The sequence below is a fragment of the Serratia fonticola genome, assembly GCF_001006005.1.
Taxonomy (GTDB): Bacteria; Pseudomonadota; Gammaproteobacteria; order Enterobacterales; family Enterobacteriaceae; genus Chania; species Chania fonticola.
The window spans coordinates 4030468-4043464 of sequence record NZ_CP011254.1; the positions used below are offsets into that span (position 1 = coordinate 4030468).

At 54.2% G+C, this 12997-nt stretch carries 9 protein-coding genes; 1 reads left to right on the forward strand and 8 read right to left on the reverse strand.

Features of this window, described 5'->3' with window-relative positions; genetic code table 11:
* Positions 1 to 32 precede the first annotated feature (32 nt).
* From ompC to WN53_RS17935, 4 genes are all read right to left on the reverse strand, one after another.
* On the reverse strand, positions 33 to 1145 hold the full coding sequence (ompC, locus tag WN53_RS17920) for a porin OmpC (RefSeq protein WP_024484586.1): 1113 nt from the start codon (positions 1143 to 1145) through the stop codon (positions 33 to 35).
* 303 nt (positions 1146 to 1448) lie between these two features.
* Positions 1449 to 2849 (reverse strand): asparagine--tRNA ligase, encoded by a 1401-nt coding sequence (gene asnS, locus WN53_RS17925; protein WP_024484585.1) that lies wholly within the window; start codon positions 2847 to 2849, stop codon positions 1449 to 1451.
* 278 nt (positions 2850 to 3127) lie between these two features.
* Complete coding sequence (pncB, locus tag WN53_RS17930) at positions 3128 to 4333, reverse strand: nicotinate phosphoribosyltransferase (protein WP_024484584.1); 1206 nt, start codon at positions 4331 to 4333, stop codon at positions 3128 to 3130.
* A gap of 253 nt (positions 4334 to 4586) precedes the next feature.
* Complete coding sequence (locus WN53_RS17935) at positions 4587 to 6287, reverse strand: GGDEF domain-containing protein (RefSeq protein WP_024484583.1); 1701 nt, start codon at positions 6285 to 6287, stop codon at positions 4587 to 4589.
* A gap of 344 nt (positions 6288 to 6631) precedes the next feature.
* Between WN53_RS17935 and pepN the strand changes: the two genes are divergently transcribed.
* Positions 6632 to 9247 carry an aminopeptidase N gene (gene pepN, locus WN53_RS17940; RefSeq protein WP_024484582.1) on the forward strand — a complete coding sequence of 872 codons (2616 nt, stop codon included), beginning with the start codon at positions 6632 to 6634 and terminating at the stop codon, positions 9245 to 9247.
* A gap of 32 nt (positions 9248 to 9279) precedes the next feature.
* On the opposite strand, the gene ssuB is transcribed toward pepN, so the two are convergent.
* Genes ssuB through WN53_RS17960 form a run of 4 tightly spaced genes read right to left on the reverse strand, consistent with a single transcriptional unit; the run spans position 9280 to position 12985 of the window.
* Positions 9280 to 10053, reverse strand: coding sequence for an aliphatic sulfonates ABC transporter ATP-binding protein (gene ssuB / locus WN53_RS17945; RefSeq protein ID WP_024484581.1), 774 nt, complete (start codon positions 10051 to 10053; stop codon positions 9280 to 9282).
* Positions 10053 to 10844 (reverse strand): aliphatic sulfonate ABC transporter permease SsuC, encoded by a 792-nt coding sequence (gene ssuC / locus WN53_RS17950; protein WP_046808141.1) that lies wholly within the window; start codon positions 10842 to 10844, stop codon positions 10053 to 10055. Before ssuC ends, ssuB begins: the two co-directional genes overlap by 1 nt.
* Positions 10845 to 10855: 11 nt before the next feature.
* A complete protein-coding gene (gene ssuD / locus WN53_RS17955; protein ID WP_024486042.1) occupies positions 10856 to 12004 on the reverse strand; it encodes an FMNH2-dependent alkanesulfonate monooxygenase in 1149 nt (382 codons plus the stop codon).
* Positions 12005 to 12019: 15 nt separating this feature from the next.
* On the reverse strand, positions 12020 to 12985 hold the full coding sequence (locus tag WN53_RS17960; protein WP_046808142.1) for a sulfonate ABC transporter substrate-binding protein: 966 nt from the start codon (positions 12983 to 12985) through the stop codon (positions 12020 to 12022).
* Between the last annotated feature and the right edge of the window lie 12 nt (positions 12986 to 12997).

Here is a 12997-nt window from a genome sequence, read left to right on the forward strand (position 1 = left end):
GCTGACGACGAACCGTCATCAAGTGCAACAACTTAGAACTGGTAAACCAGACCGGTAGCTACGATGTTGTCAGTAGCGATGTTGTTAGCACGAGTAAAGTCGTTTTCGTCCAGCAGGTTGATTTTGTAATCAACGTAGGTAGACATGTTTTTGTTGAAGTAGTAAGTCGCACCTACGTCAACGTATTTAACCAGGTCAGCGTCGCCGCCGCCGAAGTTACTACCGTTTGCGTTACGACCAGCCAGGTTTTTACCTTTAGACTGCAGGTAAGCGATGGATGGACGCAAGCCGAAATCGAACTGGTACTGAGCTACCACTTCAAAGTTCTGAGTTTTGTTAGCGATGGTGAAATCTGATTCGCCGTATGGAGTCATGTTGCGGGTTTCTGCATACATGGTTGCCAGGTAGACGTTGTTGGCGTCGTATTTAGCACCAACGGTCCATGCTTCAGCGTCTTTACCACCAGCAGTAGACAGATTGGTTTGAGCGTCAGTACGGTCAGAACCAGAGTAGGCAGCACCTACGCTAACGCCTGAATCCAGGATTGCGTAAGTAGAGGACACACCCCAACCGTCACCGTTTTGTTTCTTCAGGTCACGCTTGTCGTTTTCGTTCTTGCCTTGGTACTGCACAGCGAAGTTCAGGCCATCAACCATACCGAAGAAGTTGTTGTTACGGTAAGTAGCAACACCGTTGGTACGGCCAGTCATGAAGTTGTCGGTAGTGGTGTAAGTATCGCCACCGAATTCTGGCAGCATATCTGTCCAGCCTTCAACGTCATACACTACGCCGTAGTTACGACCGTAGTCGAATGAACCGTAGTCAGCAAATTTCAGACCCGCGAAGCCCAGACGAGTTTTAGTACCTTCGGTACCTTGTGACTCAGCGTGGTTAGCTTGCACGTTGTATTCCCACTGACCGTAACCGGTCAGTTGGTCAGTAATCTGGGTTTCACCTTTGAAGCCAAAACGCACGTATGACTGGTCGCCATCGTTGCCTTTGTCGTTAGAGAAGTAGTGCAGACCGTCAACTTTACCGTACAGATCCAGTTTGTTGCCGTCTTTGTTGTAGATCTCAGCTGCGTTGGCTGCACCAGCTGCTAACAGAGCTGGGATCACTACTGCAAGAATGTTGCGCTTCATCATCATTATTACCCTCATTGGTTTTATTCGGACACCTTGCCACTGCCGCCAATAATTCTTTTGGAACTATTGTTGATAGATTGGTGTCGTCCTGTGTCTGCACGCAGTGTTCCATTCACGGGCAGGTTTATCTAGAACGAAAATGCTACCAATGTCGCAATCTGGTTTCAGAAAGAAACGATGTGTAACAATTTGTGTATTTTAGGGAACTTTGTGATGTAGGTCAATAATCAAAAATGCGAAAGGCCAGCTAAGCTGGCCTTTATTATGTAAAAAAAATGTTTAAATTATGCTGGGTTTTATGACTTAGAAGCTGGCGTTACGTGGCGTTCTTGGGAACGGGATCACGTCACGGACGTTCTGCACCCCGGTCACATAGGCGATTAAACGCTCAAAACCTAAGCCAAAACCAGAATGTGGCACGGTGCCATAGCGGCGCAGGTCACGATACCACCAATAATCTTCTTTATTGAGGCCCATCTCTGCCAGACGCTGATCCAGCACATCCAGACGCTCTTCACGCTGTGAACCACCGATGATTTCACCAATGCCCGGCGCTAGCACGTCCATCGCCGCGACGGTTTTGCCATCTTCATTCATGCGCATATAGAAGGCTTTGATATCTTTCGGGTAGTTTTTCACAACTACCGGAGCCTTGAAGTGTTGCTCGGCCAAATAGCGCTCGTGTTCAGACGACAGATCGATACCCCAGGAAACCGGGTTCTCGAAGGTCTGGCCGGAAGCAATCAGGATCTCGACCGCTTCGGTGTAGTCCACTTGGGCGAAATCGGAAGAGACAAAGCGCTTCAGACGGTCGATGGCATCTTTATCTACCCGCTCAGCAAAGAATTGCAGATCGTCGGCACGTTCATCCAGCACCGCCTGGAAGACATACTTCAGCATGCTTTCGGCCAGCCCGGCAATGTCGTCCAGGGAAGCAAAGGCGACTTCCGGTTCGATCATCCAGAATTCCGCCAGGTGACGGCTGGTGTTCGAGTTCTCGGCACGGAAGGTGGGGCCAAAGGTATAAATTTTTGACAGTGCACAGGCGTAGGTTTCGCCGTTCAACTGGCCGGATACGGTCAGGAAGGCTTCTTTACCGAAGAAATCCTGGCTGAAATCGACGGCACCTTTATCAGTACGTGGCAGGTTTTCCATATCCAGCGTGGAGACGCGGAACATTTCACCGGCACCTTCGGTATCAGAGGCGGTGATCAGCGGGGTGGAAACCCAGAAATAACCGTTCTCGTGGAAGTAGCGGTGGATCGCCTGTGCCAAGGTGTGGCGAACGCGGGCAACCGCGCCAATCAGGTTGGTGCGTGGGCGCAGGTGGGCAACTTCGCGCAGGTATTCGATGCTGTGGCGTTTGGCCGCCATTGGATAGGTGTCAGGATCGTCAACCCAACCCACCACCTTGATGGCTGTGGCCTGCAGTTCGAAGCTCTGGCCTTCACCCGGCGAAGGTACCACGGTACCGGTCACTTCAATGGAACAGCCGGTGGTCAGGCGTAACACTTCGTCCTGATAATTCGGCAGAGAATCATTAACGACGGCCTGTAACGGATTAAAGCAGGAGCCGTCATAAACGGCGAGGAAGGAGATACCAGCTTTAGAATCTCTCCGGGTACGTACCCAACCGCGCACGGTGACTTCACTGTCAACCGCAGCACGACCTTGCAGTACGTCGACTACAGGCACTACGCTCATAGATTTCTCTCTTATAAGTTTTTCAGAAATAGCCTAACAACCCAAGAATTTGGGGATATTGCTATGTTACTTGCCGCGTTGCAGAGCACAAGTAGAAATCATCAGAATGGGACAAGATTTATTACAGTGAGGTAAAAAAACAGGAGGTATATAAAGGAAGAGAGGGATCGCTGGCGAGAAATGCCCACACGTTTGCATCACCAATTGGCTCCTGTTCCTTAACGCAGCTCCGTACAGCTCCCTCTCCCAGTGGGAGAGGGTTGGAGTGAAGGGATGCCTTAACTGGCTTTCTTCACCAGCGGCAGATCGAAGGCTTTGCGCAGCGCTTTGACAAACGCAGGGTCCTGGCAGATGGTTTTGCCTGGGCTATCGGACAGTTTGGCCACCGGCTTGCCTTTACACTCGACCAGCTTGATCACGATATTCAACGGCTTGACGCCGGGGATATTGCAGGTCAGACGCGTACCGATGCCGAACGCCAGGTTGATACGCCGATCAAAGTGGCGATACAGCGCCAACGCCTTATCCAGATCCAGATTGTCTGAAAACACCAGCGTCTTGCTCATGGGATCGATGCCCAATTGCTGGTAATGGGCAATGGCTTTTTCACCCCATTCGATCGGATCGCCAGAGTCGTGGCGCAATCCTTGATAACGCTGGGCAAACTGTTTGCCGAAATCACGCAGGAACGCATCCATGGTGATACAGTCGGTAAGTGCAATGCCGAGCTGATCGGGATATTCATCCAGCCAGGCCTGCAAGGCGGCACGTTGGCTGTTGGCCAGCACCGGGCTAATCTGTTGATGAGCCTGGAACCATTCATGGGCTTGCGTGCCAACCGGGATCAGATCCAGCCGATGCGCCAAATCGTAGTTACTGGTGCCAACCAGATAGGGGAATTCGTTTTTCAACGTGCTGACAATGGCCTGTTGCACCTCGCGGGAGAAGCGGCGACGGCTGCCAAAGTCCATCAGCTTGAAGCGTGAGATATCAATATCCCCGCTCAGTTGCTTGAACTGCGCCAGGTTCTGGCGCAACTGGCTAATTGCCATCTCTGGCGTGGCCTGTGGCGAACGGTGGCGGTGCACTACTTCGCTGATCACGGCCAACAACGGCACTTCCCACATAATCACTTCGCGCCAGGGGCCAGCGATACGGATATGCAATTTGCCGTCGTGACTGCTAATGCTGACCTGCTGCGGATCGTAGCGAAACTCCCGTAGCCAGCTCAGGTAATCCTGATGGAAGAAAGGCAGGCTGGAGAGATAGCGGTGTTCGGCTTCGGTTAGCGCCAACTCGCTCATCATGGCAACCTGCGCGCGGATCTCGTCGGCATATTCGCCCAGCAGTTCGTCGCCACGGCAACGAAACTCCGCCGCAACGGTAATTGCGGGGTAGCGATGGAACACTGCTTGCTGCATATGAAGCTTGTAGGCGTCAGTATCAAGCAGTGAAGTCAAAATCGGGGAAGCGTATAGAGTCATATCGCGTTACAGCATCCTCGTCAGGCGCGTGTCCAAATCCGGATAATCAAAAAAGTGGGGGGAGTATACCCGGATTATCCTGTTATTGAAGCCTCATCACACCACAAATGGCCGGAACGGGTCGAGGATAAAACGTGCCTTTATTTTACCGGCGGCATAACCTCAGCCAGAAAAAGCCATTTAATCCAATAAACTGAATGGCTTAGTTGATTTACTCATAAAAATTATGAGGTTAATTATTTTAAACACAGATTCAGATAAAACCGGTTGGCGTATAAATACTGACCCGATTGCGCCCGCTCTTCTTACAAAAATAGAGCGCTTCATCGGCCTGTTTGATGGCTGGATGTAGTTCTGCCAGGTTGCCTACGGCAGCGATGCCACAGCTGATGGTAAAGCGCACCCGTTTTCCGTTGAGTAACTCCAGGCACATCTGTTGGGTTTGTTCACGCAGCGCTTCCATCATGCTGCGGGCATTTTCCAGGGAACAGTGGCCGAGCAGCAGGGCAAACTCCTCACCGCCATAGCGGCAAAAGATATCGCTGGAACGGAAGGTGTTACTTAACGACTGGGCGAACATCACCAGCACTCGGTCGCCGACATCGTGGCCATAGGTATCGTTAAGACGCTTGAAGTTATCGATATCGATCAGACAGAACGCCAGCGGGTAGCTGCTCTGGGCGAGCATCTCACACTCGAGGAAAAATTTGCGGCGGTTATAAATGTTGGTCAAGGGATCGAAGAATGACGAGACTTCCAGCTCTTTGATTAGCTGCTGCTTTTCGTTTTCCAGCGCGATCTTGACCTGATTGTATTGTTTGAGCTGGGTGATGGCATCACTGATGGCGATTAACTCTTTACTGTAAAAAGCGTCGTTTTCATCAATATTCATATCACCTTGTGACAGGCGCAGAATATTTTTATGCGTTTTGGTCAGCCAGCGGGTGATGTTGGAACAGAAGATCATGGAAGGCAGCAGGATGAACAAGGCAATCAGCCCACTCAGAGAAATCATGCCGTAGATGGCCGTCTGGCTATCATACTTTTTGGCTTCGGAAGCGGCCATCTCCAGCTCAAAGCTACGCTCATAGAGTCTTTGAGAAAGTTCGTCCATTTCTTCGATATAGCTGGCGATCAGGTTGATGTCATAGACGGTATTGTGGGTAATGGCTTGATATAACCCGTCGGAAATGTTGCTGATCCGATTGTTGGAGATGTTACGGAGTATCTCATCCACCAGTTCGGCAATCTGCGGATCGTTATAGGCCAGCTTTAAGAACGCCAAACGGGTACCGAGCGGGGTGAATACCCCGGTCAATTGGATGGCCTTCAGATAAGCATTCTTGCGTTCCAGGCTGCTGAGATTGACGTCGATAATCTGATCGATCAGCTCGGTCAGCGACATATTCAGCCGGTTATTAAGGCGAACGGCCTCCAAAAACAGAAATGAGTCCGCATTGATCAGCCGCGTGTCGTAGGTATAGCGGTAGAAGGCTTTGGTGGTCTGGACGATATAATAGGCGCTGTTGATATTGAACAGATTGCTGTTGGCAGTGTCGACTTGCGTGACCTGACGCGAATCGTTATCCAGCAGCCTTTCCATCCAATCGAGCATAGAAAGTATGGCAATCTTTTGCCGAATGCCCAGGCGCAGGGCGAGATCGGCATCTACATTGGCTTTAACAATCGCGATTTTATCACGCGCCTGTTTATCGGCCTGCTGCCATTCGGCTTGGGTGACGGATTTATCCGCCAGACCTAATCTTTTTAACCGATGTGCCAGCAGCGTAGCCTGAAAGGCCTCGGCCACTTCTTTGGTCCTGCTGATTTTATACAGGTTTTCCAGGCTTTGCTCATAGCTGGTCCGGGCCTTTATCAGCCCATTGGCAATAAAAACCGCAAAGGACAGCATGATGGCGAAGGTGAAGAAATAGATCAGGTATTTTACTTTCATGCCAATCTGTTTCTCCTACTGGCTCTTGGATGATTATATCATTGCTACCGCTGGTTTTCCTCCGCAATTCGGTTGCCAACGGGGACGGAACCGCGCCTGTTTAAGCATAAAATGCTGAGTTTGACGTTAAGTGAAGCGCCAGGGTAGCTGGAGCATAGCAAACAACAGCGAATGTCTGCGTGAGTCGTGTGATTTCTTGGTGCGATTTGCTGCCATTTCTGGGTTTTTTTTATAGCTGTGATACAGTTTATTCACAATCGGGCCATTGAGGTACCGCGTCGTCCTGCACGGCGGTACGCTCCGAGTCCGGGATCTGTAACTCACTGAGACGTCAAAGGGTTTTTATGACACAACAGCCACAGGCGAAGTATCGCCACGATTATCGCGCCCCAGATTATACCATCACCGATATCGACCTGGATTTTGAACTGGATGCAGACACCACGCGCGTTACCGCCGTCAGCCAGATCAAACGGCAGGGTGCCGCCGGTGCCCCGTTAACGTTGAATGGCGAAGACCTGACTCTGGTGAGTATTCAAGTGGATGGGCAGCCGTGGAGCGCCTATCACCAGCAAGAAAACCAACTGGTGATTGAACAGCTACCGGCTCAGTTTACCCTGACGATCGTCAACGACATCCATCCGGCCAAAAATAGCGCGTTGGAAGGGCTATACCTGTCTGGCGAAGCGCTGTGCACCCAATGCGAGGCCGAAGGCTTCCGCCATATCACCTTCTATCTGGATCGCCCAGACGTGCTGGCCCGTTTCACAACCCGCATCGTCGCCGATAAAGCGCGTTATCCGTTCCTGCTGTCGAACGGCAACCGGGTGGCTGAGGGTGACCTGGCAGATGGCCGTCACTGGGTACAATGGCAGGATCCGTTCCCTAAGCCTAGCTATCTGTTTGCGTTGGTGGCAGGGGATTTCGACGTGTTGCGCGATAGCTTCACCACCCGTTCTGGTCGTAAGGTGGCCTTGGAGTTGTTTGTCGATCGTGGCAACCTGGATCGTGCCGACTGGGCCATGACCTCGCTGAAAAACTCGATGAAGTGGGACGAAACCCGCTTTGGCCTGGAATACGATCTGGATATCTACATGATCGTCGCCGTGGATTTCTTCAACATGGGGGCGATGGAGAACAAAGGGTTAAATATCTTTAACTCGAAGTATGTGTTGGCCAAGGCCGAAACCGCTACCGACAAGGATTACCTGAATATTGAAGCGGTGATCGGCCACGAATATTTCCATAACTGGACCGGCAACCGCGTGACCTGCCGCGACTGGTTCCAACTGAGCCTGAAAGAAGGGCTGACGGTGTTCCGCGATCAGGAGTTCAGCTCTGACCTGGGCTCCCGTTCAGTCAACCGCATCGATAACGTGCGGGTGATGCGTGGGGCGCAGTTCGCCGAAGACGCCAGCCCGATGGCGCACGCGATCCGGCCGGATAAAGTGATCGAGATGAACAACTTCTACACCTTGACGGTGTATGAGAAAGGATCCGAAGTGATCCGCATGCTGCACACGCTGCTGGGGGAACAACAGTTCCAGGCGGGGATGCAGCTCTATTTCGAACGTCACGACGGCAGTGCGGCCACCTGTGACGATTTTGTGCAGGCAATGGAAGACGCTTCCAACGTCGATCTGTCGCTGTTCCGCCGCTGGTACAGCCAGTCTGGTACGCCGTTGCTGACGGTGCGTGATGACTATAGCGCTGAGGATCAGCAATACCGCTTGCACGTCAGCCAGAAAACCGCGCCGACGGCCGATCAGCCAGAAAAACTGCCGTTGCATATCCCATTAGATATTGAGCTTTACGACAGCGAAGGCAACGTCATTGCCTTGCAGAAAGACGGTTCCCCGGTCAATAACGTGTTGAACGTCACCGCCGCCGAACAGACTTTTGTGTTTGATGGCGTCGCGCATAAGCCGGTTCCTTCGCTGCTGCGTGAGTTCTCTGCACCGGTCAAGCTGGATTATCCGTACAGCGATCAGCAACTGACCTTCCTGATGCAGCATGCGCGCAATGAGTTTTCCCGCTGGGATGCCGCGCAGAGCCTGCTGGCCATCTACATCAAGCTGAACGTCGCCAAATATCAGCAGAAGCAGCCATTGTCGCTGCCGCTGCATGTGGCAGATGCCTTCCGGGCGGTGCTGCTGGATGAGCAGTTGGATCCGGCCTTGGCCGCGCAGATCCTCACGCTGCCATCGGAAAACGAAATTGCCGAGCTGTTCGCCATCATCGATCCGCAAGCCATTTCGGCGGTGCATGAAGCGATCACCCGTTGCCTGGCTAAAGAGCTGGCCGATGAGTGGCTGGCGGTGTATCACGCTAACAAAACCGAAGGGTACCGGGTTGAGCACGGCGATATTGCCAAGCGTTCGCTGCGTAATATTTGTCTGCACTATCTGGCTTTCGGCGATGTAGAGCAGGCCGACAAGCTGGTGGTGCAACAGTTCCAGCAGGCCGATAACATGACCGATTCGCTGGCGGCACTGGCTGCGGCGATGGGGGCACAGTTGCCTTGCCGTGATGCCTTGATGGCCGAGTTTGATGAGCGCTGGCATCAGGATGGACTGGTGATGGACAAGTGGTTCATCCTCCAGGCCACCAGCCCGGCGGCAGACGTGCTCGGCAAGGTGCGTGCGCTGCTGCAACACCGTTCATTCAGCCTGAGTAATCCAAACCGCACCCGCTCGCTGATTGGTGGGTTCGCCTCGGCTAACCCGGCGGCGTTCCATGCGGCAGACGGCAGTGGCTATCAGTTCCTGGTGGAGATCCTCAGCGATCTGAACAAGCGTAATCCACAGGTTGCCGCGCGGCTGATTGAACCTCTGATCCGTCTGAAGCGCTATGATGCCTTTCGTCAGGCGTTGATGCGTCAGGCGCTGGAGCAGTTGAAAGGGCTGGAGAACCTGTCTGGCGATCTGTTTGAGAAGATCACCAAGGCATTAGACGCATAAAAAGCAAGGGGACGGCATTTGCCGTCCCCTGATTAATTCGCCGCCCGGCGGGAAGTTCCAACGGCTTGCGGTGGTGCCAACACTCTTGCCAACACTTCTGCTTCCAACTCCGCCAGCTTTGCCGAACCTTTACGGCGCGGCCGTGGCAAATCAATAGTCAGATCCAGCCCGATACGTCCTTCTTCGATTAACAGCACCCGATCGGCCAGTGCGATCGCCTCGCTAACGTCATGCGTGACCAACAGTACGGTGAAGCCATGCTGTTGCCAAAGCGTTTCGATCAGCCCCTGCATTTCTATACGCGTTAACGCATCCAGTGCCCCCAAGGGTTCATCCAACAGCAACAACCGTGGGCGATGGATCAACGCACGGGCCAGGGCGACACGCTGTTTCTGCCCGCCAGACAGTGCGGCCGGCCATTCATTGGCACGGTCGGCCAGCCCAACGGTGGTTAACGCCTGCAATGCAGCATCACGCCAGTTACCGCGTAGGCCAAGCCCCACGTTATCGATCACCTTTTTCCACGGCAGCAGGCGAGCATCCTGAAACATCAGCCGCGTATCATCTTTGGCGTGGCTGAGCGGGGCATTACCACTCAACAGTGTCCCGCTGTTGGCCGTTTCCAGCCCTGCGAGCAGGCGCAATAAGGTGCTTTTACCACAGCCGCTGCGGCCAACCACGGCCACAAACTGGCCCGCGGTGATGCGGAGTTGCAGATCGTCCAGCACGGTGCGGTTGCCATAACGTTTGGCGATGGCTTCCAGCGTAATGGGGGTGCCTTGCGGGATGCGAGTCGGTGCCGTCATTATGCTTCTCCTGATTTCAGTTGATAGGCCGGATGCCAGCGTAACCAGACACGTTCGAGCAGCTGTGCGCAGGCATCGGCCAGTTTGCCTAGCAGGGCATATAGAATAATGGCGACCACCACCACGTCAGTCTGCAGGAATTCACGGGCGTTCATCGCCAGATAACCGATGCCCGAGTTGGCGGAGATGGTTTCGGCGACGATCAGCGTCAGCCACATAAACCCGAGGGCAAAACGCACGCCGACCATGATCGAAGGCAGCGCGCCGGGTAACACCACCTGCGTGAACAGGCTAAAGCCGCTCAGGCCGTAGCTGCGCGCCATTTCCAGCAGGCCACGGTCGATATTCTTGATGCCGTGGTAGGTGTTCAGATAGATCGGGAATAGCGTACCCAGCGCCACCAGGAAGATTTTGGCGGACTCGTCGATGCCGAACCACAGGATCACCAACGGGATCAGCGCCAGATGCGGCACGTTACGGATCATCTGTACCGAGCTGTCGAGCAGACGCTCTCCCCAGCGGGACAGGCCAGTAATGAATCCCAGCACCAGGCCAATGCTGCCACCGATACTGAAGCCAATCAGCGCACGCCAACTGCTGATGGTCAGGTGTTGCCAAAGTTCGCCACTCTTGGTTAAAGCCCAAAAGGCAGCCACTACGGCGCTCGGCGCGGGCAAGATACGGTTAGATAACCAGCCGGCCTCAACGGCGGTCTGCCAGCCAATCACCAGTGCTACCGGCAAAGCCCAGGGGGCCAGCCGGTGCAGAATTTGTTGTGCACCGATCGCCATCACGGTTCTCCTCAGCTTTGTGACACTTTTTGTGGGACATAGATATTGGCGACCACTTCGCCCTGCGGCTTGATCGCACGCAGCTGTGCCGGTTGTTCGCTGGTTGCTAGATCGAGATGCGGGAACAGCAGTTCACCTACGCGATAGGCCTCTTCCAGATGCGGGTAACCGGAAAGAATAAAGGTATCGATACCCAGGTCGGCATATTCCTGAATACGCTCAGCGACCGTCGGACCATCGCCCACCAACGCCGTGCCTGCACCGCCACGCACCAATCCGACACCGGCCCACAGGTTAGGGCTGATTTCCAGATTGTCCTTCTTGCCGCCGTGTAAGGCCGCCATACGTTGTTGGCCAACGGAGTCGAAGCGGGCGAAGGCTTTTTGTGCATCCGCAATGGTTTGAACATCGAGGTTGGCGATCAAACGGTCGGCTGCCTGCCAGGCTTCTGCGGTGGTTTCGCGCACGATAACGTGCAGGCGGATACCGAAGCGGACTTTGCGCCCCAGGGCCGCTGCTTTGGCTCGTACTTCCTCTATTTTTTCTTTCACTTGGGCAGGGGGTTCTCCCCAGGTCAGATACAGTTCAACCTGCTCGGCTGCCAGATCCTGTGCCGCCTCTGAGGAGCCGCCAAAATACAGCGGTGGGCGAGGTTGCTGCACTGGGGGGAACAACAGCTTGGCGCCTTTCACCTGAATATGCTTACCGGCGAAATCGACAGTTTCACCTTCCAGCACTTTGCGCCATACGTGGGTAAACTCGGCGGATGCTTCATAGCGTTCGGTGTGGTTAAGGTGTAATCCTTCCGCTGCCAGCTCTTCTGGATCGCCACCGGTCACCAGATTGAACAGGGCGCGGCCATTGGAAAGGCGATCTAGCGTGGCGGCCTGCCTGGCTGCCAAGGTCGGGGATATGATGCCGGGGCGCAGGGCCACCAGGAATTTCAGCCGCTGCGTGACCGGAATTAACGAAGCGGCAACCAGCCAAGAGTCTTCGCAGGAACGTCCCGTTGGGATCAGCACGCCGCCGAAACCGAGTCGGTCAGCGGCCTGGGCGATCTGCTGAAGATAACCGTAATCGACCGCACGTGCCCCTTCTGAACTCCCCAGATAGTGGCCATCTCCGTGAGTCGGTAAAAACCAGAATACGTTAATGCTCATAGCGTTTTCTCCTGATTATTGTGCGGCTGGGTGCCAGACGCGTTGAGAAATATCGACCTGAACCGGAACCAACCGGTTGGCGAAAAAGAGATCGGCGGTTTTTTGCTGGGCAGCAATGGTGGCGTCCCCTAGGGGTTTGATGGCCGTCGGTGGGCGATGATCCAGATAGCTGGCAATCACCGCCTCCGGTAAGCCCATCGCTTTGGCCAGCAGGGTAATGCTCTGTGCCCGATCGCTATGCGTCAGCGCATCGGCCTGGGTCAGCACCGCCAGTACCTGCTGGATGAACGGGCCGTTGGCTTCGGTATAAGGGCGAGCGGCCAGGTAGAAAGAACCGGTCTGGTTCAGTTCGCTGCCATCGGTCAGTACCCGTACACCACCTTGCAGCAACGCGGCAGAATAGTAGGGATCCCAGATCACCCAGGCATCGACGTTGCCCTGTTGGAAGGCCGCTCTGGCATCGGCAGGCGTCAGATAAACCGGTTGGATATCGGTAAACTTCAGGCCGTCCCTTTGCAGTGCCCGCAGTAGCAGGTTGTGTGAGCTGGAGCCTTTCTGGAAGGCTACTTTGTGGCCTTTCAACTCGGCGACGCTGTGGATCGGGCTATTTTCCTGCACCAGGATCACTTCCGCCTTGGGTTTTGGCGGTTCTACGCCGACATACAGCAGGTCGGCCCCGGCGGCTTGGGCAAAGATAGGCGGGATATCGCCGGTGCTGCCCAGATCGATGCTGCCGACGTTCAGCGCCTCGAGCATCTGCGGGCCCGCCGGGAATTCGATCCAGCTGATGTTGGTGGCAGGAAAGCGTTGTTCCAGCAACTGATGGGTTTTGGCCAACACCAGACTCACCGAACCTTTTTGGTAGCCGATACGAAACTGAGCAGGCGCGTTATCTTGTGCGACAGCGGTATTGGTTAGCGCCAGCGCCATAATGGCGGCCAGCGCACCGGTGTTAAGCCAACGGCGGAAAGAGAGTGGCATGATGATTTCCTT

Coding starts and splice junctions, on each gene's coding strand:
- ompC (WP_024484586.1), bottom strand. CDS start 1,145: ATGATGAAGCGCAACATTCTTGCAGTAGTGATCCCAGCTCTGTTAGCA.
- ssuC (WP_046808141.1), bottom strand. CDS start 10,844: ATGGCGATCGGTGCACAACAAATTCTGCACCGGCTGGCCCCCTGGGCT.
- asnS (WP_024484585.1), bottom strand. CDS start 2,849: ATGAGCGTAGTGCCTGTAGTCGACGTACTGCAAGGTCGTGCTGCGGTT.
- WN53_RS17960 (WP_046808142.1), bottom strand. CDS start 12,985: ATGCCACTCTCTTTCCGCCGTTGGCTTAACACCGGTGCGCTGGCCGCC.
- WN53_RS17935 (WP_024484583.1), bottom strand. CDS start 6,287: ATGAAAGTAAAATACCTGATCTATTTCTTCACCTTCGCCATCATGCTG.
- pepN (WP_024484582.1), top strand. CDS start 6,632: ATGACACAACAGCCACAGGCGAAGTATCGCCACGATTATCGCGCCCCA.
- ssuB (WP_024484581.1), bottom strand. CDS start 10,053: ATGACGGCACCGACTCGCATCCCGCAAGGCACCCCCATTACGCTGGAA.
- ssuD (WP_024486042.1), bottom strand. CDS start 12,004: ATGAGCATTAACGTATTCTGGTTTTTACCGACTCACGGAGATGGCCAC.
- pncB (WP_024484584.1), bottom strand. CDS start 4,333: ATGACTCTATACGCTTCCCCGATTTTGACTTCACTGCTTGATACTGAC.